This window comes from Mesorhizobium atlanticum, assembly GCF_003289965.1.
GTDB lineage: Bacteria > Pseudomonadota > Alphaproteobacteria > Rhizobiales > Rhizobiaceae > Mesorhizobium > Mesorhizobium atlanticum.
On sequence record NZ_QMBQ01000004.1, the window covers coordinates 354,523 to 377,820 of the forward strand.

Here is a 23,298-nt window from a genome sequence, read left to right on the forward strand (position 1 = left end):
GTTGCCCCGAAACCGCTCTATATTTTGGGGTGACATACATTGGCCGCCACGACCAGGGAGGGCGCTGCGTGACCATGCAGGCCGCAAGTACCGAGATCGCGTCGCGCACCGCGGCGATCATTGACGAGATGAAAGGCCTCGAAGGCCCGCTGCTGCCGATCCTGCACAGCATACAGGAAGAGTTCGGATACGTTCCGAAGGATGCGCTGCCGGTGATCGCCGACGGGCTGAACCTGTCGCGCGCCGAGGTGCACGGCGTGGTCAGCTTCTATCACGATTTCCGCGCCAAGCCGGCCAGACGGCACGTGCTGAAGCTCTGCCAGGCGGAAGCCTGCCAGTCGATGGGCTCGGACGCCGTCGCGGCCAAAGTCAAGCAACTGCTCGGCATCGATTTCCACGAGACCACGCGCGACGGATCGGTTACACTGGAGCCGGTCTACTGCCTCGGGCTTTGCGCCTGCTCGCCCTCGGCGATGCTCGACGGCGAGGTCATCGGCCGGCTCGATGACGAGAAGATCGAAGAGATCGTCGCGGAGGTGCATTCATGATCCCGCGCATCTATATCCCCGCGGATTCCGGCGCGCTGGCGCTCGGCGCCGAGAAGGTCGCCAGGGCGATCGAGAAAGAGCTCAAGGAGCGCGGCGTCGAGGCCAAGATCGTGCGCAACGGCTCGCGCGGCGCCTATTTCCTGGAGCCGATGGTCGAAGTGGCGACCGACAAGGGCCGCGTCGCTTACGGGCCGATCAAGCCATCCGACGTCAAGAGCCTGTTTGACAGCGGCTTCCTCACCGGCGGTCACCACAAGCGCTGGCTGGGCGCGCCTGACAAGATCCCCTTCTTCGCCAAACAGACGCGGCTGACCTTCGCGCGCTGCGGCATCAACGATCCGCTGTCGCTCGATGCCTACAAGTCGCTGGGCGGCCTGCGCGGCCTGCAGAACGCGGTCGCCATGGCACCGGCCGATGTCGTCAAGCAGGTTACCGAGTCCGGCCTGCGGGGCCGCGGCGGCGCCGGCTTTCCGACCGGCATCAAGTGGAAGACGGTGCTGGATACGGCGGGCGCGCAGAAATACATCGTCTGCAATGCCGACGAAGGCGACAGCGCCACTTTCGCCGATCGCATGATCATGGAGGGCGATCCCTTCGTGCTGATCGAAGGCATGGCGATCGCCGGCATCGCCACAGGCGCGACCAAGGGTTTCGTCTATGTCCGCTCGGAATATCCGCATGCGGTGGCGACGATGAACAAGGCCGTCGCGATCGCCCGCAAGGCCGGCGTGCTGGGCCTCAACGTGCTGAGCTCGCCCAACGCCTTCGACATGGAAATCCGCGTCGGCGCCGGCGCCTATGTCTGCGGCGAGGAAACCTCGCTCCTGAACAGCCTCGAAGGCAAGCGCGGCGTGGTGCGCGCCAAGCCGCCGCTGCCGGCCATCCAGGGCCTGTTCGGCAAGCCGACGGTGATCAACAACGTGATCAGCCTGGCCTCGGTGCCGATCATCATGGACAAGGGCGCGGCCTACTACAAGGATTTCGGCATGGGCCGCTCGCGCGGCACGATCCCGATCCAGATCGCCGGCAACGTCAAGCATGGCGGCCTGTTCGAGACGGCCTTCGGCCTGACGCTCGGCGAGATCGTCGACGACATCGGCGGCGGCACGGCCTCGGGCCGGCCGGTAAAGGCGGTGCAGGTGGGCGGACCGCTCGGCGCGTATTTCCCGCGCTCGCTGTTCGACACCCCCTTCGACTATGAGGAATTCGCCAAGCGCGACGGACTGATCGGCCATGCCGGCATCACTGTCTTCGACGACACGGCCGACATGTTGAAGCAGGCGCGCTTCGCCATGGAGTTCTGCGCCATCGAAAGCTGCGGCAAGTGCACGCCCTGCCGCATCGGTTCGACGCGCGGCGTGGAGGTTCTGGACAAGGTTGCCGCCGGCATCGAGGCGGAGAAGAACCTCGCTCTGGTCACCGACCTCTGCAACACGATGAAGTTCGGATCGCTCTGTGCGCTGGGCGGCTTCACGCCCTACCCGGTGATGAGCTCGATCACGCATTTCCCCGAGGATTTCAAGCCCGCGCCGGCGCGCGTGGCGGCTGAATAGGAGCTGGCAGATGAACATCAAGGCCGACTTCCCGACACTCATCGAAGAGATCGACTACGGAACACCGGAGTCGAAGGCGACGAAGCAGGTCACGCTCACTGTCGACGGGCAGAGCATCACGGTGCCTGAAGGCACTTCGATCATGCGCGCGGCGATGGAGGGCGGGGTCGAGATCCCAAAACTCTGCGCTACCGACATGCTGGACTCCTTCGGCTCCTGCCGCGTCTGCCTGGTCGAGATCGAAGGGCGCGGCGGCACGCCGGCCTCCTGCACGACGCCGGTCGGCGAAGGCATGGTGGTGCGCACGCAGTCGGAGCGGCTCGACGCGATCCGCCGCGGCGTCATGGAGCTCTATGTCTCCGACCATCCGACGGGCTGGAACGAGAAGGCCGGAACCGGCGCCAGCGAATTCGACGCGGTGGCGAAGTCGGTCGGTCTGGTCGAGAACCGTTACGGCACCGAAGGGCGCAACCACGTCAAGGACGATGGCGGCGTCGCGCCCGGCCATGGCTCGCTCGCGGTCGACTATATCGCCCGTGACGAATCCAACCCCTATTTCACCTACGACCCGGCGCAGTGCATCGTCTGCTCGCGCTGCGTGCGTGCCTGCGAAGAGGTGCAGGGCACCTTCGCGCTGACCATCGAGGGCCGCGGCTTCGAATCGCGCATGGTCGCCGGCATGCATGAGGACTTCATCGCTTCCGAATGCGTCTCCTGCGGCGCCTGCGTGCAGGCCTGCCCAACCGACGCGCTGCGCGAAAAGACCGTGCTCGAAAAGGGCATGCCGGAGCGCTCGGCCGTCACCACCTGCGCCTATTGCGGCGTCGGCTGCTCGTTCAAGGCAGAGGTCAAGGGTGACGAGGTCATCCGCATGATGCCCTACAAGGACGGCAAGGCGAACCACGGCCATTCCTGCGTCAAGGGCCGTTTCGCCTATGGCTATGCCACGCACAAGGACCGCATCCTGTCGCCGATGATCCGCGAGAAGATCTCCGATCCGTGGCGCGAGGTGAGCTGGGAAGAGGCGATCGCCCATACGGCGAAGGAATTCCGCCGCATCCAGTATCAGTATGGACGCACCGCCATCGGCGGCATCACCTCCTCGCGCTGCACCAACGAGGAGACCTATCTCGTCCAGAAGCTGGTGCGCCAGGGCTTCCGCAACAACAATGTCGACACCTGCGCGCGCGTCTGCCATTCGCCGACCGGCTACGGCCTCGGCCAGACCTACGGCACCTCGGCCGGCACCCAGGATTTCGATTCCGTCGAATACACCGATGTCGCCGTCATCATCGGCGCCAATCCGGCTTCCGCCCATCCGGTCTTCGCCTCGCGGCTGAAGAAGCGGCTGCGCCAGGGCGCCAAGCTGATCGTGCTCGATCCGCGCCGCACCGAGATGGTCAAGTCGGCGCATGTCGAGGCCGACTATCACCTGCCGCTGAAGCCCGGCACCAATGTGGCGGTGCTGACGGCGCTGGCGCATGTCATCGTCACCGAGGGCCTGTTCAACGAAGCCTTCATCCGCGAGCGCTGCGACTGGGCCGAATTTCAGGACTGGGCGTCCTTCGTTGCGCTGCCGGAAAACAGCCCGGAGACGGTCGGCAAGCTCTCCGGCGTCGATCCGGAAGCCATCCGGGGTGCCGCGCGTCTCTATGCCAAGGGCGGCAACGGCGCGATCTATTACGGCCTCGGCGTCACCGAACACAGCCAGGGTTCGACCACCGTGATGGCGATCGCGAACCTTGCCATGGCGACCGGCAATATCGGCCGTCCGGGTGTCGGCGTGAACCCGCTGCGCGGCCAGAACAACGTGCAGGGCTCCTGCGACATGGGTTCCTTCCCGCATGAGCTGCCAGGCTACCGCCACATCTCGGGCGAAGCCGTGCGCGACATCTATGAGAGCCTGTGGGGCGTTAAGCTGGACGACGAGCCGGGCCTGCGCATCCCCAACATGCTGGACGCCGCCGTCGACGGCTCGTTCAAGGGCATCTACATCCAGGGCGAGGACATCCTGCAGTCCGACCCCGACACCAAGCATGTCGCCGGCGGCCTTGCCGCGATGGAATGCGTGGTCGTGCACGACCTCTTCCTCAACGAGACGGCCAACTACGCGCATGTCTTCCTGCCGGGTTCGACCTTCCTCGAGAAGGACGGCACCTTCACCAATGCCGAGCGCCGCATCAACATGGTGCGCAAGGTGCTGGAGCCGAAGGCGCGCTACGCCGACTGGGAGGCGACGCAGGAGCTTGCCCGCGCCATCGGGCTCGACTGGAACTACACGCATCCGTCCGAAATCATGGACGAGATCGCCAAGACGACGCCCAGCTTCGCCGGCGTCTCGTTCGAGCTGCTCGACCGCGTCGGCTCGGTGCAGTGGCCCTGCAACGAGAAGGCGCCGCTCGGCACGCCGATCATGCATGTCGACGGCTTCGTGCGCGGCAAGGGCAAGTTCATCCGCACCGAATATGTGGCGACGGACGAGCGCACCGGCCCGCGCTATCCGCTGCTGCTCACCACCGGCCGTATCCTGTCGCAGTACAATGTCGGCGCGCAGACCAGGCGCACCGACAACGTCGCGTGGCATGCCGAGGACCGGCTGGAGATCCATCCGCACGACGCCGAGGTGCGCGGCGTGCGCGAAGGCGACTGGGTGCGGCTGGCGAGCCGCTCCGGCGAAACCACGTTGCGCGCGCTGATCACCGACCGCGTCTCGCCGGGCGTCGTCTACACGACCTTCCACCATCCGGACACGCAGGCCAATGTGATCACCACCGACTTCTCGGACTGGGCGACCAACTGTCCGGAATACAAGGTCACCGCCGTGCAGGTGGCGCCCTCCAACGGCCCGACCGATTGGCAGAAGGACTACAACGAACAGGCCAGGCAGAGCCGTCGTATCGCTCCGCTTGCGGCAGCGGAGTAGTCTTGACCGCGCGGCGCAAAGCCACGACCCAAATCTCGCGGCTGGCGCATCGCGCCGGCGGCACCGCGGCCGCGAACCGCATGGTGCCGGAGGAGACGCCTGTGGCGTTCTCCTTTGCCGGCACCACGCATGCGGTGATGATGGCAAGCCCCGCCGACTTCGAGGATTTCGCGCTCGGCTTCTCGCTGACCGAAGGCATCATTGCCGACCCGAAAGAGATCGAGGCGATCGAGGTCGAGGATCTCGGCGCCGGCATCGATATCCAGATCCGGCTGAAGGACCAGGCCAACACGCGTTTCCAGGCACGGCGGCGCCGGCTGGCCGGGCCTGTCGGCTGCGGCTTGTGCGGCATCGAATCCATCGAGGAAGCGATGCGCTCGGTCGACGCGGTTGGTGCGTCGCGGCTTACGCTTCAGGCCAAGGACGTCACAAGCGCCGTCCGCCTGCTGTCGAAGCAGCAGCCGTTGCACGCCGAGACCGGCGCGGTGCATGCCGCGGGCTTCTACGTGCCCGGCAAGGGCATCGTTATGGCGCGCGAGGATGTCGGCCGCCACAATGCACTGGACAAGCTCGCCGGCGCGCTGGCCAAGGCCGGGATCGATGGCGCGAGCGGCGCCGTCGTGGTGACCTCGCGCGTATCGGTCGAGATGGTGCAGAAGACGGCCGCCATCGGCGCCGCGATCATCATGGCGGTTTCGGCGCCGACGGCGCTTGCCATCCGCACGGCCGATGCCGCCGGCATGACGCTGGTCGCGCTGGTGCGCGGCGACGATTTCGATATTTTCACCCACCCGCACCGGGTGGCCTCCGGAGTTGCCAAGCATGTCGCATGACGAAGACCACATCGCCGGCACCAGGGAAAAGCTGGTGCGCATGGCCAACCAGATCGCCACTTTCTTTCATTCGAAGCCGCGCGAGGAAGGCATTGCCGGCGTTGCCGAGCACATCAACAAGTTCTGGGAACCGCGGATGCGGCGGCAGTTGTTCGAGATGCTGGATGGCGGCGCGGAGAATTTCGACGACCTCGTGATCGCGGCCTCGGCCAAGATCAAGCGGCCGATCTCCCCCGCGGAGGCCGACAGGAAGCTTGGGGTCGCGGCCTTTCCAGCCGATATCGCCGCTTCGCAGGAATAATGTAGCCACCGGACGGCCTTATATTCCTTTCCGCTAAAGTTTAAGCTGCCGCTATCGGCGCGGCTCTGCTATGGTTGGCGACAGGAAATCGTCTGGCCGGCGGGGTAGTTTGCGTGAGGCCGATCGAGACCAGATACGCCCGTAGCGGGGATGTGCGGATCGCCTATCAGGTGATCGGCCAGGGCTCTTTCGACCTCGTCTTCGTACCGGGTTTCATCTCCAATCTCGACCTGCATTGGGAAGACGAAGGCTACAGCCGCCTCTTGAAACGGCTCTCCGCCTTCTCGCGCCTGATCCTGTTCGACAAGCGCGGCACCGGGCTTTCCGACCGCGTCGACACCCACCATTTGCCCAGCCTCGAGACGCGCATGGACGACGTGCGCGCCGTGATGGACGCCACCGGCAGCGGCCGCGCCGCGATCCTCGGTGCCTCGGAAGGCGCGCCGATGGCGATGCTGTTCGCCGCCGCCTATCCGGAGCGGACGCGGGCGCTGGTGCTCTACGGCGGCTATGCGCATTTCCACAAATGGGTAATGCCGCCGGAACGGCTGGAAGCCTTCATCGAGACGGCGGAGACGTCCTGGGGCACCGGCGCGACCTTGCCCAATTTCGCGCCGGGCCGGGTCGACGATACCCACTTCGCCCAGTGGTGGGCCCGGTTCGAGCGGCTGTCGGCCAGCCCGACGGCCGCGGCGGCGCTTGCCCGCATGAATGCCGGCATAGACGTGCGCGACATGCTCGGGACGATCAGCGTGCCGACATACCTGATCCATCGCCGCAACGACGCCCGAGTCGACCCTGACGCCAGCCGCTTCCTGGCCAGGAAGATCCCCGGCGCCCGCCTGGTCGAGATTTCGGGGCGCGACCATCCGATCTGGACCGGCGACGTCGATCGCGTGGCCGACCTGATCGAGGAATTCCTGACCGGAGAGCCAGCGGTGGCCGATGTGGAACGGGTGCTAGCAGCACTTCTGGTGACACGCATCTATGACACCGCGCGGCTTGGCGATCGCTTGTGGAGCGAGCGCAGCCTACGCTTCCAGGAGAACTGGCGCATGCTGGTCGGCCGCCATGGCGGCCGCGTCGCCGGCACGCATGGCGAGCTGATGATCTCGCGCTTCGATGGCCCGGCGCGTGCCGTGCGTTGCGCGGCTCTGCTGCGCGAGGCGGCCCAGGAAATCGGTGTGGCAAGCGCGCAAGGGGTGCATGTCGGCGAGATCGAGGTACGCGGACCGCCGACGGGGCTGACAGCGCGTGTGGCCATGCAGCTTGCCGCCCATGCCGAGCGCGGCCACATCCTCTGCTCAAGACTGGTCGCCGACCTGGCAGCGGGTTCGGGGCTGCATTTCACCGATGCCGGCCGCATCGGCCTCGACGAATTGGACGAGCCGCTGGCGCTGGTGCAGGTGACGGCCGAACAGCATCTGGAGCCGGCTTGCCGCCCCAAAGCCAAGCCGGCCGAACCGACAACGCTGACGGCTCGCGAGAGCGAGGTGGTGAGCCTGATCGCCGACGGCAAGAGCAATGCCGCGATCGCCGCCGAGCTCGACCTCAGCGAGCACACGGTCAAGCGGCACGTCGCCAACATCTTGCTCAAGCTCGACCTGCCGTCGCGGGCGGCGGCGGCGGCATTCTCGGCCAGACATGCTGGCCCGGACGGGCCATGAGAGCCATGGCGCTTTCGGGCGAAGCGGTGGGAAGGCCGTAGGAGGTATCAATTCTCCCCATGCAGGCAGCCAGGAAGGCACTGCGAATGGAGGATGAAATGCTGAAACTCAATCGCAAGATCGGATTGCTGGCATTTGCCGCAGGCGCTTTGCTGGCCATCACCCCGGCGCGGGCCGAAGACGCTTCGGCAACCGCCGCCTACAAGGACATCCAGGCCACGCTCGGCACCGTCCCCGACATGTTCAAGACGCTGCCGGACGTCGCGGTGGCCGGCGCCTGGGCCGAGATCAAGGGCGTCCAGCTCAATCCGAACACCGCCCTCAACGGCAAGACCAAGGAGTTGATGGGCCTCGCGGTCGCCTCGCAGATCCCCTGCCAGTACTGCATCTATTTCCACACGCTGGCGGCCAAGGCGAACGGCGCGAGCGACGAGGAGATCAAGGAGGCCATCGCGATGGCGGCGATCGTGCGCCACTGGTCGACGATGCTCAACGGCAGCCAGGTCGACCTCGCCACATTCAAGAAGCAGACCGACGACCTGTTCGCCGCCGTCAAGGCGAAGTCGCAGTGAAAGACCCGCGGCCCGGCGATCGCGTCGGGCTGCGTCCCGAGCAACGGAACGCCCGATCGAACGGGCCATGGAGACAAAGATGTTGACCAAGACAAAGACAGTGGACGGCGCGGCGATCAAGAAGGCGATCGAGGGTCGTGACGGCAAGCTCCTGTCGAGCTTCTACACCGACGATGCGCTGGTGCGGGTCGTCGACCGCAACAACCCGCCGAGCAAGCCACGCGAGATTCGCGGCCGCGCGGCGATCAGCACCTTCTGGGACGATATCTGCAGCCGGGCGATGACCCACAAGGTCGACACCACCATCGCCGAGGGCGACAACCTCGCCTTCCTGCAGGCCTGCGCCTATCCGGACGGCACAAAGGTGGTCTGCGCGGCGATGCTGGAGCTGAAGAACGGCCTGATCGCGCGGCAGACCGTCGTGCAGGCCTGGGACGAATAGCCGACCGCGGACAAATCAACACAATCGTGAGGGAGCACCGAGATGTTCAGCGCCAGATGGCAGATCGACGCCAGGTTCGGTCACAAGCAGACCGCACTTGAGCTGATGCGGAAATGGGAGCGCGAGATCGGCTCGCAGGTTGGCCTGGCCGACTTGAATTTCCGCCTCATGACCGGCTCGATCGGCGCCCGCGAAGCGACGATCGAATCCCACCACGAGGTCGAAAGCATGGCCCAGTTGGAAGCGTTCTTCGCCAAGATCGCCAAGATCGAAGCGCACGCCAAGTGGGGCAAGGAGCTGGAACCCTATGTGGTGTCTGGCACCAGCCAGTGGCAGATCTTCCGCATCGTGGAATAGTTGATCGTCGAATAGCCGAGGCCGTGAGGCGACGGCGAGCATGATGGCAGAAGTGGCTGCGATGCAGGCTGCCACTTCTCGGCCTTGGATCGACCAAATCAGGAACCGGCCCTCGGCCATGACATGGCAGCCGCTTTGGCAGCCGTGCCATGGCTCTCCCGGGCCATGCCCCGCTGGTCCTTTCGGGCGAAGCGGCGGGGGCCAGGTTGGTGCATTGTGCGCTTCCTGCACCATCCAACGCATCCGCCCGATGAGGCGAACAAACGAAGCAACACATGCGTCGCGTCGACGCCCTGTGGCGCTGGCGCAATCAAGGGAGCAAACCGATGACCGACGAAGCCCATGCAAAACTGCGTGAAAGCCTGCGCGGGGAGGTGATCCTGCGCGACGATGCCGGCTATGACGAGGCCCGCAAGGTCTATAACGGCATGATCGAAAAGCGCCCGCTGCTGATTGCACGCTGCGCGGATATCGCCGACGTGATCACCGCCGTGAAATACGCCCGCGACAACGACCTGCTGATCGCGGTGCGCGGCGGAGGCCACAACGGCGCCGGATTGGGGATTTGCGACAACGGCCTCGTCATCGACCTGTCGATGATGAAGGGTGTCCATGTCGATCCGAAAACACGCACCGTCAGGGTCGGGCCCGGTTGCACGTCGGGCGACGTGGACCATGCCACCCATCCCTTCGGGCTCGCCGTTCCGGCCGGCATCGTCTCGACCACCGGCGTTGCCGGCCTGACCCTCGGCGGCGGGACGGGCTATCTCACGCGCAGATACGGTCTCACCATCGACAATCTGGTCGAGGCCGATCTGGTGCTGGCCGACGGCAGCGTGGTGACCGCCAGCAAAGCCGAGAACCCCGATTTGTTCTGGGCGCTCCGTGGTGGCGGCGGTAATTTCGGCGTCGTGACCAGCTTCCTGTTCCAGGCCCACCCCGTGAACATGATCTTCGGCGGCCCGGTGTTCTGGGAGGCCAAGGACGCCCCGGCGGTGATGCGGACCTATCGCGACTATCTGCCGGAGGCACCTGAGGATCTCGGCGCCTTTGTCGGCCTGAAAACCGTTCCCTCGACCGATCCCTTCCCGCGCGAATATTGGGGCAAGCGCGCCTGCGCCATCATCTCCTGCTACAACGGCAGCGAGGAGGACGGGCGCAAGGCCATGGCGCCGCTGCTCGACAATCTGCCGCCGCCGATCTTCAACTGGATGGGCGTGATGCCGTTCCCGGCCTTGCAGGCAATGTTCGACCCGCTGCTTCCGAAAGGCCTGCAATGGTATTGGAAGGGCGATTTCGTCAAATCGCTTCCCGACGAAGCCATCGCCACCCATATCGCGCAGGCCGCCGAAGCGCCGAGCGAATTGTCGCTCATGCATCTTTACCCGATCGACGGCGCCGTTCGCCGCGTCGGCAAGAACGAGACGGCATGGAATGCGCGCGACGCGACCTGGTCGATGGTCATCGCCGCCATCGATCCCGATCCGGCCAAGGCCGCCGACCTCACCAAATGGGCCAAGAACTACTGGGCGAGCATCCATCCCCATAACGGCGAAGGCGGCTACGTGAATTTCATGATGGAGGACGAAGGAGAAGCGCGCGTGCAGGCGAGCTACGGCGCGAACTACGAGCGGCTTAGCCAGGTGAAGCGCATCTATGACCCGTTCAACATCTTTAGGGTCAACCAGAACATCAAGCCCGCCGCATCGGAGATGCAGGGAAGGACGGCGGCTTAGTTCTACGCCGCCCCGGCGAGACAAGGATCGAGGTCGGATTGCCAACCGATTTTGCGAAGGCAAATCGGGCAATCCGACCTCTCCCACAAGGGGCTATCCGTGCGCCACCATCACATGGCGGACGGCCGTGTAGTCCTCCAGCGCGTAGAGCGACATGTCCTTGCCGTAGCCGGACTGTTTCAGGCCGCCATGCGGCATCTCGTTGGTCAGCATGAAGTGCGTGTTGATCCAGGTGCAGCCATATTGCAGGCGGGCGGCGGTCGCCATGGCGCGCGCGACGTCCTTGGTCCACACCGACGAGGCAAGGCCGTAGTCGCTGTCGTTCGCCCAGTTCACCGCCTCGTCGACATCCGAGAAGCGGGTGATGGAGACGACCGGGCCGAACACCTCGCGGCGCACGATCTCGTCTTCCTGCAGCGCGCCGGCGACGACCGTCGGCTGGTAGTAGAAACCGGAGCCCTCGCCCGGCTTGCCGCCGGTGGTGATCTCGATGTGCTTCAGCTCGGAGGCGCGCTCGACGAAGCTCGACACGCGGTCGCGCTGGCGGCGCGAGATCAGCGGGCCGATCTCGTTCTCGGTGTCGTCCGGCTGGTTGTATTTGATCGTCGAGACGGCGGAAGAGAGGTCGGCGACGAGCCTGTCGTAGATCTTCTTGCCGGCATAGATGCGGCAGGCGGCGGTGCAGTCCTGGCCGGCATTGTAATAGCCGAAGGCGCGCAGGCCGTTGACCACAGCGCCGAGATCGGCGTCGTCGAAGACGATGACGGGCGCCTTGCCGCCGAGCTCCAAATGCGTGCGCTTGACCGACTTGGCGGCCGCCTGCAGCACCTTCTTGCCGGTGGCGACGTCGCCGGTGATCGAGATCATCTTGACCTTCGGATGGTTGATCAGCGTGTTGCCGACGCTGTCGCCGCGGCCGAGCACGACGTTGACGACGCCCTCGGGCAGGATCTCGGCGAGGATCTTCGCCAGCTTCAGCGATGTCAGCGGCGTCTGTTCCGAGGGTTTGAAGACGACCGTGTTGCCGCCCCCGATTGCCGGCGCCAGCTTCCAGGCCATCATCATCATCGGATAGTTCCAGGGCGCGATCGAGGCGACGATGCCGATAGGGTCGCGGCGTACCATCGAGGTGTGGCCAGCAATATATTCGCCCGCCACCTGGCCGGGCATCGAGCGCACCGCGCCGGCAAAGAAGCGGTAGCAGTCGACAATCGCCGGGATCTCGTCATTGAGCACGGCATTGATCGGCTTGCCGCAATTCAGCGCCTCGAGCGCCGCGAATTCCTTGGCCTCGGCCTCGATGCGATCGGCGATCTTGAGCAGGTAGCCGGAGCGCTGCGCCGGCGTGGTGCGCGACCAGCTGACGAAGGCTTGTTCGGCCGCAGCAACTGCCGCTTCGATCTGCGCCGGACTCGCCTCCGGCAGGTTGAGGATGGTTGCCCCGGTCTTTGGATTGAGGATCGGCTCCTCGGTCTCGGTGCCCTTCTCGAATTTCGAGCCGATCAGCATCTGGGTGTCCATTGGGGTTCTCCTTGAAGAGAGTGAATGGTGAATAGTGAATAGTCAGTAGTCAGTAGTCAGTAGTCGGCAGCGACCGGCCTCGATCCATTCCTCTATCCACCATTCACCATTCGCCATTCACCATTCACTATTCACCACTCACTATTCACTACTTTCCACTCCCCGCGATCTGGTCGCCGTCGCGGGTCAGGTAATAGGCAAAGAGGATCGGCAGCAGCGTCACCAGCACGACCACCATGGCCACGACATTGGTGACTGGGCGCTGGCGCGGGCGGATCAGCTCCTCAAGCATCCAGATCGGCACCGTCTGCTGCTGGCCGGCGGTGAAGGTGGTGACGATGACTTCGTCGAAGGACAGCGCGAAGGCAAGCATGCCGCCGGCCAGCAATGCGGTTGCGATGTTGGGCAGCACGACATGCCGGAAGGTCTGGAAACCGTCGGCGCCGAGATCCATCGACGCCTCGATCATCGATCCCGAGGTGCGGCGGAAGCGGGCGACGGCGTTGTTGTAGACGACGACCACGCAAAAGGTGGCGTGGCCGAGCACGATCGTCCAGAACGAGAACGGAATGTCGGCGAGCGCGAAGGCGGAGCGCAGCGCGATGCCGGTGATGATGCCGGGCAGCGCGATCGGCAGGATGACCAGCAACGAAATGGCTTCGCGGCCGAAGAAGCGCGTTTGCGAGACGGCGGCGGCGCAGAGCGTGCCAAGCACCAGGGCAATCGCCGTCGAGATGGCGGCGACGCGGACCGACAGCGACAGCGCATCCCATACGTCGGGCCGGTTCCAGGTGACGGCGAACCATTGCGTGGTGAGCCCTGGCGGCGGCCAGACGAAGCTCTTCTCTTCGGTGGTGAAGGCATAGACAAAGATCAGCAGGATCGGCAGGTGCAGGAAGAGCAGGCCGCAGGCGGCGGCGATCTTCAGGCCGAGCGGAGCACGTTGACCACGATCAGAGCGCATCGAAAGCCCCCATGCGCTTGGCGCCCCAGAGGTAGAAGCCCATGATGACGATGGGCACCACGGTGAAGGCTGCCGCGAGCGGAATGTTGCCGGCCGTGCCCTGCTGCGAATAGACCGCCTGGCCGATGAAGAGGCGCGAGGTGCCGATGATCTGCGGGATGATGTAGTCGCCCAAGGTCAGCGAGAAGGTGAAGATCGAGCCGGCGACGATGCCGGGCAGCGCCAACGGGAAGAGCACATTGCGGAAGGTCTGCCCGGGCGAGGCGCCGAGATCGGACGAGGCCTCGACCAGATTGCCGGGCACGCGCTCGAGCGCGGCCTGCACCGGTAGGATCATGAAGGGCAGCCAGACATAGACGAAGACGATGAAGGTGCCCGTGAAGGAAACCGACAGCGAGTTGCCGCCGACGACCGGCAGCGACAGCCAGGCATCGAGCAGCCAGAGCAGGTTCAGCTTGGCCAGCAGCCAGGTGAGGATGCCTTCCTTGGCGAGGATCAGCTTCCAGGCATAGATCTTGACCAGGTAGCTCGACCACAGCGGCAGCATGACGCCGAGATAGAACAGTGCCTTCCAGCGGCCGCGCGCATAGCGCGCCGCGTAGTAGGCGATGGGGAAAGCGATGACCGCGGAGGCAAGCGTGACCAGCGCCGCCATCGTCACCGTGCGCAGAATGATGTCGAGATTGGCGGCCTGGAACAGGTCGCCATAGGTCTTCAGCGTGAACTCGCGGTTGATGAGGCCGGAGAACTCGTCGATGGAGAAGAAGCTCTGTGCCAGCAGGGCAAAGAGCGAGCCGATATAGACGATGCCCAGCCACAGAAGCGGCGGGGCGAGCATCAGCGTGAGCAGGAATTTCGGCCGGCGCCAGAAGAGGTCGGAGAGCGCGCCGCGCAGGCCGCCGCTGCCGGGCAGGATGGCGGGCGCGGGGTTGGATTGAACAGCGGCGATGGTCATGGCGCCACCGCGCATTCGCGGGGACTACCTGAAACGCCGCGATCCTTCGCGCAAACCTTCGTCATGCCGTCTCGTCCATCAGATGCAGGCTGTCGCGGTTGAAGGTCAGCATCACCGCCTCACCCTCGGGCGGCAGCGATGTTCCCGCCGGCACCACCGCATGCAGTCTCAGCCCATCGGCATCGAGCGCCAGCCTCGTGGTGGCGCCGAGATAATTGGTGCCGACCAGGCGCGCGGCGACGCCATCGCCACTGGTCGCGCTGGAGACGCGGATGGACTCCGGGCGCAGACTGCCCCAGCGATGCTGGCCGGAATAGCGCTGGACGAAATCCGGCGGCAGCACATTGGACGAGCCGACGAAATCGGCGACGAAGCGCGTGTTCGGCCGCTGGTAGATATCTTCTGGCGTGCCGACCTGCATGATCCTGCCGTCGTTGAAGACGGCGACGCGATCGGCCATGGAAAGCGCCTCGCCCTGGTCGTGGGTGACGAAGACGAAGGTGATGCCGAGCACCTTCTGCAGCGACTTCAATTCCTCCTGCATGTTCTCGCGCAGCTTGAGGTCGAGCGCGCCGAGCGGTTCGTCGAGCAGCAACACCTTGGGCTGGTTGACCAGCGCGCGGGCGAGCGCGACGCGCTGGCGCTGGCCGCCGGAGAGCTGGCCGGGGCGGCGCGCGCCGTAGCCCGGCAGACGCACCAGCGACAGCGCCTCCTCCGCCGCCTTCAGCCGCTCGGCCTTGCCGACGCCCTTGACCATCAGGCCGTAAGCGACATTGTCCAGCACGTTGAGATGCGGGAACAGGGCGTAGTCCTGGAAGACGGTGTTGACGTTGCGGCGATAGGGCGGAACGCCTTCGGCGCGCTCGCCGAAGATGGAAATCGAACCCGCCGTCGGCTGCTCAAAGCCGGCGATCAGCCTCAGGCACGTCGTCTTGCCGGAACCGGATGGCCCGAGCATGGCGAAGAACTCACCCGGTGCGATCTCCAGATCGACCGCGTCGACGGCGCGCACGCTGCCGAAGTGGCGCGAGACTTTTTTGAAGGAAACGGCGGAGGTCATGGACTGTTCGTTTCGTTGCCGGTTTAGAGAGGATGCGCGACGCCCTACCTCCCCCTCGATGGGGGAGGTCGCGGCGAAGCCGTGGGTGGGGGTGACTGGCGCGAACCGATCAGACAGCCCCACCCCGACGCTACGCGTCGACCCTCCCCACAAAGGGGGAGGGTAAAGAGCGTTACCGCCCGCCGATGACGCCGATATAATCCGACACCCAGCGGTAATAGGGCACGCACTGGTCGTTCTGGCTGGCGCATTTCGACACCGGCGTCTTCCAGAACTTGATCTTGTCGAAATTGTCGTAGCCGTTGGTCTTGCAGCCTTCGTCGCCAAGCAGCTCATTGCCCTTGCAGGCGGCGGGCACGACCGGCAGCGAGCCGAACCAGGCCGAAACGTCGCCCTGGACCTTCGGCGAGAGCGAATGCTCAAGCCACATATAGGCGCAGTTCGGATGGGCGGCGTCGGCTTCCATCATTGTGGTGTCGGCCCAGCCGGTGACGCCTTCTTCCGGCACGGTCGAGGCGACCGGCTTCTTGGCGGCGACCAGCGTGTTGACCTGATAGGGCCAGGAGCCGGAAGCGACCACGCCCTCGTTCTGGAAGTCGTCGACCTGGATCGCGGCATCGTGCCAGTAGCGGCCGACCAGCGTGCGCTGCGTGCGCAACAGATCGAGCGCCGCCTTGTACTGATCTTCGTTGAGCTCGTATGGGTCCTTGATGCCAAGCTCCGGCTTGTGGAACATCAAATAGTTGGCGGCATCCGCGATGTGGATCGGACCGTCATAGGCCTGAACACGGCCCTTGTTCGACTTGCCGTCGGGCAGCTTCATTTCCTCGAAGACGACGTTCCAGCTCTTGGGCGCTTCCTTGAAGACGTCGGTATTGTACATCAGGATATTCGGGCCCCACTGGTAGGGAACGCCGTAATGCACCTTGTCGACGGTGAACCAGGGAGCGTCCTTCAGGCGGTCGTCAACCGACTTCCAGCTCGGGATGAGATCGGTGTTGATCGGCTGAACGCGCTTGCCGGCGACGAGGCGCAGCGAGGCATCGCCCGAAGCAGTGACCAGATCGAAGCCGCCCTCGTTCATCAGCGAGACCATCTCGTCCGAGGTGTTGGCGGTCTTGACGTTGACCTTGCAGCCGCTTTCCTTCTCGAAAGCCGTAACCCAGTCATAGTTCTTGTCGGTCTCGCCGCGCTCGATGTAACCCGGCCAGGCAACGATGTTGACTTCGCCCTCGCCCTTGCCGAGTTCCTTGACCTGGGCCATGGCCTGACCGGAAAAAGTCAGCGCGACAGTCAGCGCCGTGCACGACTTCAGGAATGCATTCATCATCGATCTCCCATTTTGGCGCATGCCCCCGAAAACCAGTTCGGCTTTCGGAAAGGATCATGCGCAAACTACAAAGGGTCGGAGCTTCATGCTCCGACGGCAGCGCTCTCAGGGCGCGGCTTTGTTCCCTGAGCGAAAGGTGCTGTGAAAAATCCGGTTTCGCAAATTCATTTATCAGAAAGCCGATATCGGTTTTTCCGATACCAAACGTCTTCAGGCCAACGCCGTGACCAGCCAACAGGCGGCAATGAAACGAGCCTCGCCGTCCGCCACGAAGGGCGCGAATGCAGCAGGCAAGGCCGCGGTGATTTTCGCGGCCGTTGCCTGGTCAACCTCCCGCAACGCAGCGCCGACCGGCCCTAGCCGGGTGGCATATGTCATCAGATGGCGTTCGGCGATCTGACACGGGACGTCCGCCTGTTCGACTTTGATCGACGTCCAGCCGCTCGCTTCAAGGATCCGCTTCACCCTGGCGCCGTCGGCAAAGGCAAACTGTCCCGGCGCTTCGGGATCCGGCACGGGTGCTTGCGGCAGGAACGGCGCGGCCGCTCGCGCGGCGGTCGTCATGAAATCATTCTCGCGCGGACCGCGCCAGGCGACAAAGGCGAGCTTGCCACCGCGCCTTGCGGCTTGCCTGATGTTGGTGAACGCCGCCACGGGATCGTCGAAGAACATGACGCCAAATCGCGAGACAACGGCATCGAAGCGCCCGGATTCGAACGCATATGACTGGGCATCCCCGGTCTCAAAATTTGCGTTCGCCACCTCCTCCGATCGCGCACGCTCCCTGGCCAGGGCGACAAGCGGCCGCGAGATGTCGAGGCCGACACATCGGCCGTCATTGCCGACGCGGCGCGCCATCGCCAGGGTCGTGGCGCCGGCGCCGCAGCCGATGTCCAGGACGTTGCCTCCTTTTCCGGGATAGCCGGCATCCACCACCAGGCTGGCGAACGGCGCCAGCATGCCGTCAAGGATGGGCTGCATCTCGACCCAGGCCTTTCCGCTGGCGTCGTTCCAGAGAGCGGCTTGCTGTGTGTTCGGCTGCGCGGATTGCGGCATGGCGGACCTCGCTTTCAGTTTGCCCTCATCGATCGCTGCCGGCACTCTACGAGCTCAAGCCGACAGTTTCACACTTTATCCTGGAATTGCTTCAGCGGCGCACCATGCGCTGCGACTGCGCAAGGCCGATGAAGTCGCGCGCGGCCTGGGGCAGGCCGGAGCCGCGGCGCCAGACGGTGCCGACCTGGACGACCGGCAGCGAGCCGGAAATATCGCGCGATTCGATGCGGTCGCCTTCCAGCGACCAGGGCCGGTAGACGAGGTCGGGCAGCAGCGCCACGCCGGCGCCGGTGGCGACAAGGCTGCGCACCGCTTCCACCGAACGCGTGCGGAAGGCGACATGGGGTCTCGCGCCGATCGCCGACAGCAGCTTGCCGGTGTTCTCCTCGATCTCGTCGACGGTGAGCATGATCAGCGGCTCGGACGCGATATCGCCGATCGAGATGATGTCGGCGCTGGCGAGCCTGTGGCTGAGCGGAATCCACAGCCTATAGGCCGAGACTTCCAGGATTTCCGACTGCAGCGCGGTGCGGTCGCGCAGGTTGGACGTGACCATGACGGCAATGTCGAGCTTGCCGCCGACCAGAAGATGCTCGAGATAGTCGCCATTGTCCTCGATGGCGGAGACCTCGACGCCGGGATAGGCGCGGCGGTAGCGGGCGAGCAGATCCGACAGAACATAGCCGGCGACCAGTGAGGTGACGCCGAGCTGCAGGCGGCCGCCCACGGCGGCCTGCCCGCTGGAGAAAGAACGGCGCGCATCCGAGACATCGGCCAGGATCTTGGTCGCGTGACGCAGGAACTGGTGGCCCTTGTGGGTGATGTTCAACCCGCGCGGATGGCGCTCGAAGAGCTCGACGCCGAGATCGCTCTCCAGTTCCTTGATCGCCTCGGTGACCGAGGATTGCGAAATCGACAGGTTCTGCGCGGCGCCCGAGACCGTGCCCTGCTCGGCAACGGCGACGAAGAACTGCAATTGGCGGATGGTGAAGGCCATGGCCGGACTAAACACCGGCGCGCGCGGGAAAGAAAGCGGGCAGCCTTGCCCGCTTTGTCTGGGCCTAGCCGCGCGCCGAACCCAAGCGTGGCCACCACAGGCGCCGATAGCGCAGTGCAAGCCAAGCCGTCATTTCCAGGAGAACCACGACGGTGATGATTCGAAAGGCGACGGCAAGGAGGTCGTGGCCGCTGTCGCGCATCGAATAGCCCGCGATCAGGAACCCGCTGTTCCACAGGGTTGCGCCAAGCAGCGTGGCAAGAGCGAATGGCAAGGCCGGCAGGCGCAGCGCTCCCGCCAGAATGGGCAGATAGTTGCGCACGGTGGGCACGAACTGAGCGACGAGCGACGCCATGACGTGATTGCGGCGATAGGCCCGGGCGAAGCCGTCGTAGGTGGCCTGGCGCAGAAATATGTACCTGCCGAAACGTCCGACCAATGCATTGGCGCGCTCTGGCCCCAACCGGCGGCCCATCGCATACCAGATCAGGCAGCCCGCCATGGATCCAAGAGTCGCCGCCGCCAGCAAGACACCGAGAGCCGCAATGTCCGGAGCCCAGATCATACCCAGGAACAGCAGCAGCACATGCGACGGCGGCGCGGGCAGGATCTTTTCAGCGAAGGCGAGACAGGCGACACCAAGCAGGCCGAGACCCGTGATCGCGGACAATGGATCGGTCATGCGAAGCGCCAGTCGTAGCTCTCGGTGGTTTTGATTCTGACGATACGAAAGACCGTGGCAGGCGGAAGATTGCGAAACGTGCGACCGACCCGCGTGGCTTGCAGATCCAGCCTGTCGAGCACCGATTGGTCGATCGGGCAGCGCCTGCCGTAGGTGAACTGATACAACGCGCCGCCCGGCCGAAGATTGGCGAAGACGCCTTCGAGAATGGCGTGGGCCTTGCGCGGCGCTATCGACAGGAAGGGCAGACCGCTGACCGCGGCGCCAACGACCGGACCCTCGAAAAGCTGCAGATGGCGAAGGCTTGCGGCATCCATCTCGAACGTGCGGGCCTTCGGAAAGCGCTGGTTGAGCAAGGCGGCAAAATCGGCGCCCGACTCGATCAGCGTCAAATCCTCTTCCTTGACGCCGCGTGCCAGCAGCGCCCGCGTGAACGGTCCGGTACCGGGACCAAGCTCAAGCACAGGGCCCGTGTCCGGGCCGATGTCGCGCGTCATCAGCGCCGCCAGGCTGGCGCTGGATGGTGTGACCGAAGCAACCCGGAGCGGCGCGGCGACCCACGCCATAAGGAAAGACAAAGCGTCATTTGCAGGCATATTGACCTCGTTGCTCGCGCGGGCGATTCGCTCACCCGGCATTCGACGAGGCGCTGTTTGCAGCGACTGGATTGCATGGACATTGCGAAACGCCGGGCCTGCTAAGAAAGCGTAAGCCCCGCCGGCAGCGAGAACTGGCGCCATGTTCACGCAATCCTCGCGCGGTAGCCGGCCGGCAAAAGGTTGTAACAAGTCGCGACCGTGAGGGGTCTTCAATGCGTATCCTGCTGGTCGAGGACGAGCCGGAAATGGTTTCGGCGCTGCGGGCGGCGCTGAGGCGGCACGACATGGTGGTCGACCATGCCGGCTCGCTGCTGGAAGCGGAAGGCTTCGTCGCCGTCGACGGCTATGACGCGATCCTGCTCGACCGGCAGTTGCCAGACGGCGACGGGCTGACGCTGGTGCCGAAGCTTCGCGCCGCCAGGAACACGACGCCGGTGCTGATGCTGACGGCCCGGGGCGACACCGCCGACAAGGTCGACGGGCTCGACATGGGCGCCGATGACTATCTGGCCAAGCCTTTCGCCTTCGAGGAACTGCTGGCGCGGCTGAGAGCATTGCTGAGACGCCCGGCGGCGATCGAGACGCAGACCATCCGCGCCGGCCACCTTTCGCTCGACGTCGGCCACCGCGAGGCCTCGATCCGCGGCGCGCCGCTCGCCCTGCCGCGCCGCGAATTGCTGGTGCTGGAAGCGCTGATGCGGCGAACGGGGCGCATGGTGCAGCGCGAAGCCCTGATGGAGGCCGTGTTCGGGCTGGACGACGAGATCCAGTCCAACGCGCTCGACACCCATGTCTCGCGGCTGCGCCGCAAGCTGACGGAAGCCGACAGCGGGGTCGTCATCAACGGCATACGGGGTGTCGGCTACCTGCTGCGCGAGACCACATGAGCCTCGTGTGGCCGCGTTCGCTGAAATGGAGCCTGGTGCTGCGCATCGCCATCCTGCAATGCGTGATGCTGACGCTGATCATCGCCGGCATCATCGGCGCAATGCTCGCCACCGGGATCATTCCGCACGACTATGAGGACGGCACGATGGATGTGCTGGCGGATGCAGTGACGCGCGACGCCAACGGCGCGCTCGTGCTCAAGGAAAATTCCGATCTGGCCAAGCTGCGGTCGGATGTCCCGGATCTCTGGTTCATCATCCGCGACAAGCAAGGGCACCGGCTTCAGGAAGGGACGGTGCCGGCTGCCTACCAGCCCTTCGTCGGGCTGCTGGACAACATCAGCGATGCCCGCATCGACCTTGCCATCGGCGAGGCCGCGCCGCCGGGCGGCAAGATCCGCTGGACCGACACGGCGGCCGGCAATGTCCAGATCATGAGCGGCACGAAGGGGAAACTTGCTTTGCTTCGGGTGCTTGGACAGGCGCCAAATCTTTTTCTATGGGGGATAATGCCGCTGGCCGGGCTGATGGCGCTCGCCACGCTGTTTGCGACTCCCTGGGTGGTGCGCGGCGCGCTCTCCGGTCTCGGGCGTGCGGCCAAGGCGGCCGGCCAGATCGAGATCGACAAACGCGGCGTGCAGTTGCCCCTGGACGGCGTGCCGAAGGAAGTCACGCCGCTGGTCGACGCGGTCAACGCGGCCTTGTCGCGCCTCGATGCCGGTTACGCGCGGCACAAGCGCTTCCTGACCGATGCCGCGCATGAGCTCAGAACGCCGGTCGCCATCCTCAACACGCGGCTCGCCGCGCTGCCGGCAACGCCGGAGCGTGCGCGCCTCCTGCAGGACGCCGCGCGGCTGTCGACGCTTGCCGACCAGTTGCTCGACCTGCAGCGACTCGATCGCCAGGCCGAGCATTTCGGGCCGGTCGACCTGGTCGCCATCGCGCGCAACGTCGTGATCGACCTGGCGCCGATGGCCTTCGCCGCCGGCTACGAAATGTCGTTCGAGCCGGCTCGGGAAAAGCTCATCGTGCGCGGCGACCGCACGGCGATCGAGCGCGCCGTGACCAACCTCGTCCAGAACGCGATCGACCATGGCGGCAAGGCCGGCCGGATCACCATCAGCGTGAGCCCGCCCGCGGTGATCGAAGTGCTGGACGAAGGCGGCGGCGTGCCGCCGTCCGAGCGCGAGCGCATCTTCGAGCCCTTCTACCGCTTGCACCCCCAGGATCACGGCGCCGGCCTCGGCCTCAACCTTGTCCGCGACCTGATGCAGCTGCATGGCGGCAAGGTCGAGGTGCTCGACGGCGAGTCCGGCGGTGCCTGTTTCCGGATGATTTTTCCGGCCTGACACCGGGTCGGTCGCTGCGGCAGTCCAGCGCCATGGCCGGCGTCGCGGCGCACAAGTGGCCGCTGTTCGGGTAGCTCTTACTGTTTCCCGGGTGGAGTCAGGCCGTCGCAATGGTCAGGCGCGCGCCGGCCCGGCTCAGCGCGGCGGCTATGTCGGGCGGCGGCGGCTGGTCGGTGGCGAGCTCGGAAAAGCCGTCGAAGCCGCAAACCCTGACCAGCCCCTGGCGGCCGAACTTGGTGTGGTCGGTGACGACCAGCGAGCGCTGGCCGCGCGACAGCACCATGCGGGCGAACTCCGCTTCCTCCAGCTCGTAGTCGGTCAGGCCGGCGTCGGCGTCGACCGCGCCGATCGAGATCACCGCATGATCGACCGAAAAGCGGCTGACGAACTCGATCGCGGAAATGCCGAAGGCAGCGCCTGAATCGCTGCGCAGCTCGCCGCCGGCCATATAGACCTTATTGCCGTTCACCGTCGCCAGCGTGCGGGCAATGTCGGAGGAATTGGTGACCACCGTCAGCCGGCGATGGCCAAGCAGCTCTCGCGCGAGGAACGATGTGGTCGTGCCGGTGTCGAGCATGATCGCCTCGCCATCGCGGATCGTGGCCGCGACCATCCTGGCGATCAGGCGCTTGGCTTCGGCATTCTCGCGCATGCGGCGCTCGAACGGCGCCTCGCCCACCATCGAGGCAAGGCCGACCGCGCCGTGCATCTTCAGCACCGATCCGTCATCGGCGAGCGGCTTGACGTCGCGCCGCACCGTTTCCTGCGAGACGCCGAGACGTTCGGCAAGGCTGGCTATGGTGATCGTGCCCTCCTCGCCGAGGAGCCGCAGGATTTCGCCATGCCGTTTCGAATGGATCATGTGGATGTCCGGGATTTTGACCGAATTTAAGGCTTTGACAACGCTTTGAAAGGAGTTGCTTATATTTTCGGGCAAAACACCCAAAAAAGGTCACAGCTTTTGAT

The 23,298-nt window shown here is 65.1% G+C and carries 22 protein-coding genes; 12 read left to right on the forward strand and 10 right to left on the reverse strand.

Annotated features, from left to right (window positions below; translation table 11 throughout):
- Positions 1 to 68: 68 nt before the first annotated feature.
- The 10 genes from DPM35_RS15395 (at position 69) to DPM35_RS15440 (ending at position 10,932) form a co-directional block, all read left to right on the forward strand.
- On the forward strand, positions 69 to 548 hold the full coding sequence (locus tag DPM35_RS15395; RefSeq protein ID WP_112128124.1) for a formate dehydrogenase subunit gamma: 480 nt from the start codon (positions 69 to 71) through the stop codon (positions 546 to 548).
- Complete coding sequence (locus DPM35_RS15400; protein WP_112128125.1) at positions 545 to 2,101, forward strand: formate dehydrogenase beta subunit; 1,557 nt, start codon at positions 545 to 547, stop codon at positions 2,099 to 2,101. The genes DPM35_RS15395 and DPM35_RS15400 overlap by 4 nt, the downstream gene beginning before the upstream one ends.
- A gap of 10 nt (positions 2,102 to 2,111) precedes the next feature.
- Positions 2,112 to 5,024 carry a formate dehydrogenase subunit alpha gene (fdhF, locus tag DPM35_RS15405; protein ID WP_112128126.1) on the forward strand — a complete coding sequence of 971 codons (2,913 nt, stop codon included), beginning with the start codon at positions 2,112 to 2,114 and terminating at the stop codon, positions 5,022 to 5,024.
- A gap of 2 nt (positions 5,025 to 5,026) precedes the next feature.
- Positions 5,027 to 5,857, forward strand: coding sequence for a formate dehydrogenase accessory sulfurtransferase FdhD (gene fdhD, locus DPM35_RS15410; RefSeq protein ID WP_112128127.1), 831 nt, complete (start codon positions 5,027 to 5,029; stop codon positions 5,855 to 5,857).
- Entirely contained in the window at positions 5,847 to 6,158 is a 312-nt protein-coding gene (locus DPM35_RS15415; protein WP_112128128.1) for a formate dehydrogenase subunit delta, read from the forward strand. The genes fdhD and DPM35_RS15415 overlap by 11 nt, the downstream gene beginning before the upstream one ends.
- 113 nt (positions 6,159 to 6,271) lie before the next feature.
- Positions 6,272 to 7,825 carry an alpha/beta fold hydrolase gene (locus DPM35_RS15420; protein ID WP_112128129.1) on the forward strand — a complete coding sequence of 518 codons (1,554 nt, stop codon included), beginning with the start codon at positions 6,272 to 6,274 and terminating at the stop codon, positions 7,823 to 7,825.
- Between the two features lie 98 nt (positions 7,826 to 7,923).
- Positions 7,924 to 8,397: a carboxymuconolactone decarboxylase family protein gene (locus DPM35_RS15425; RefSeq protein ID WP_112128489.1), complete on the forward strand. Its 474-nt coding sequence runs from the start codon at positions 7,924 to 7,926 to the stop codon at positions 8,395 to 8,397.
- A 79-nt stretch (positions 8,398 to 8,476) separates the two neighbouring features.
- A complete protein-coding gene (locus DPM35_RS15430) occupies positions 8,477 to 8,839 on the forward strand; it encodes a nuclear transport factor 2 family protein (RefSeq protein ID WP_112128490.1) in 363 nt (120 codons plus the stop codon).
- A gap of 42 nt (positions 8,840 to 8,881) precedes the next feature.
- Positions 8,882 to 9,196 (forward strand): hypothetical protein, encoded by a 315-nt coding sequence (locus DPM35_RS15435; protein ID WP_112128130.1) that lies wholly within the window; start codon positions 8,882 to 8,884, stop codon positions 9,194 to 9,196.
- Positions 9,197 to 9,522: 326 nt separating this feature from the next.
- Complete coding sequence (locus DPM35_RS15440; protein ID WP_112128131.1) at positions 9,523 to 10,932, forward strand: FAD-binding oxidoreductase; 1,410 nt, start codon at positions 9,523 to 9,525, stop codon at positions 10,930 to 10,932.
- Between the two features lie 93 nt (positions 10,933 to 11,025).
- Here the strand turns inward: DPM35_RS15440 and DPM35_RS15445 are convergent, their stop codons facing one another.
- From DPM35_RS15445 to DPM35_RS15485, 9 genes are all read right to left on the reverse strand, one after another.
- Positions 11,026 to 12,453 carry a gamma-aminobutyraldehyde dehydrogenase gene (locus tag DPM35_RS15445; protein WP_112128132.1) on the reverse strand — a complete coding sequence of 476 codons (1,428 nt, stop codon included), beginning with the start codon at positions 12,451 to 12,453 and terminating at the stop codon, positions 11,026 to 11,028.
- Positions 12,454 to 12,601: 148 nt separating this feature from the next.
- A complete protein-coding gene (locus tag DPM35_RS15450) occupies positions 12,602 to 13,417 on the reverse strand; it encodes an ABC transporter permease (RefSeq protein ID WP_040986084.1) in 816 nt (271 codons plus the stop codon).
- Complete coding sequence (locus DPM35_RS15455) at positions 13,407 to 14,372, reverse strand: ABC transporter permease (protein WP_112128491.1); 966 nt, start codon at positions 14,370 to 14,372, stop codon at positions 13,407 to 13,409. Before DPM35_RS15455 ends, DPM35_RS15450 begins: the two co-directional genes overlap by 11 nt.
- A 61-nt stretch (positions 14,373 to 14,433) precedes the next feature.
- A complete protein-coding gene (locus DPM35_RS15460) occupies positions 14,434 to 15,432 on the reverse strand; it encodes an ABC transporter ATP-binding protein (RefSeq protein WP_112128133.1) in 999 nt (332 codons plus the stop codon).
- Positions 15,433 to 15,604: 172 nt separating this feature from the next.
- Entirely contained in the window at positions 15,605 to 16,759 is a 1,155-nt protein-coding gene (locus DPM35_RS15465; RefSeq protein WP_112128492.1) for an ABC transporter substrate-binding protein, read from the reverse strand.
- 213 nt (positions 16,760 to 16,972) lie between these two features.
- On the reverse strand, positions 16,973 to 17,818 hold the full coding sequence (locus DPM35_RS15470) for a class I SAM-dependent methyltransferase (RefSeq protein ID WP_112128493.1): 846 nt from the start codon (positions 17,816 to 17,818) through the stop codon (positions 16,973 to 16,975).
- A gap of 91 nt (positions 17,819 to 17,909) precedes the next feature.
- Positions 17,910 to 18,815 (reverse strand): LysR family transcriptional regulator, encoded by a 906-nt coding sequence (locus DPM35_RS15475; RefSeq protein WP_112128134.1) that lies wholly within the window; start codon positions 18,813 to 18,815, stop codon positions 17,910 to 17,912.
- Positions 18,816 to 18,879: 64 nt separating this feature from the next.
- A complete protein-coding gene (locus DPM35_RS15480) occupies positions 18,880 to 19,497 on the reverse strand; it encodes a DedA family protein (protein ID WP_112128135.1) in 618 nt (205 codons plus the stop codon).
- Positions 19,494 to 20,093 (reverse strand): class I SAM-dependent methyltransferase, encoded by a 600-nt coding sequence (locus DPM35_RS15485; RefSeq protein WP_112128494.1) that lies wholly within the window; start codon positions 20,091 to 20,093, stop codon positions 19,494 to 19,496. Before DPM35_RS15485 ends, DPM35_RS15480 begins: the two co-directional genes overlap by 4 nt.
- Positions 20,094 to 20,308: 215 nt before the next feature.
- On the opposite strand from DPM35_RS15485, the gene DPM35_RS15490 reads away from it, so the two are divergent.
- Entirely contained in the window at positions 20,309 to 20,983 is a 675-nt protein-coding gene (locus DPM35_RS15490) for a response regulator transcription factor (RefSeq protein ID WP_112128136.1), read from the forward strand.
- Positions 20,980 to 22,332 (forward strand): sensor histidine kinase, encoded by a 1,353-nt coding sequence (locus DPM35_RS15495; RefSeq protein WP_112128137.1) that lies wholly within the window; start codon positions 20,980 to 20,982, stop codon positions 22,330 to 22,332. Before DPM35_RS15490 ends, DPM35_RS15495 begins: the two co-directional genes overlap by 4 nt.
- 97 nt (positions 22,333 to 22,429) lie before the next feature.
- Here DPM35_RS15495 and DPM35_RS15500 read toward each other — a convergent pair whose 3' ends face one another.
- Positions 22,430 to 23,194 carry a DeoR/GlpR family DNA-binding transcription regulator gene (locus DPM35_RS15500; RefSeq protein ID WP_112128138.1) on the reverse strand — a complete coding sequence of 255 codons (765 nt, stop codon included), beginning with the start codon at positions 23,192 to 23,194 and terminating at the stop codon, positions 22,430 to 22,432.
- Between the last annotated feature and the right edge of the window lie 104 nt (positions 23,195 to 23,298).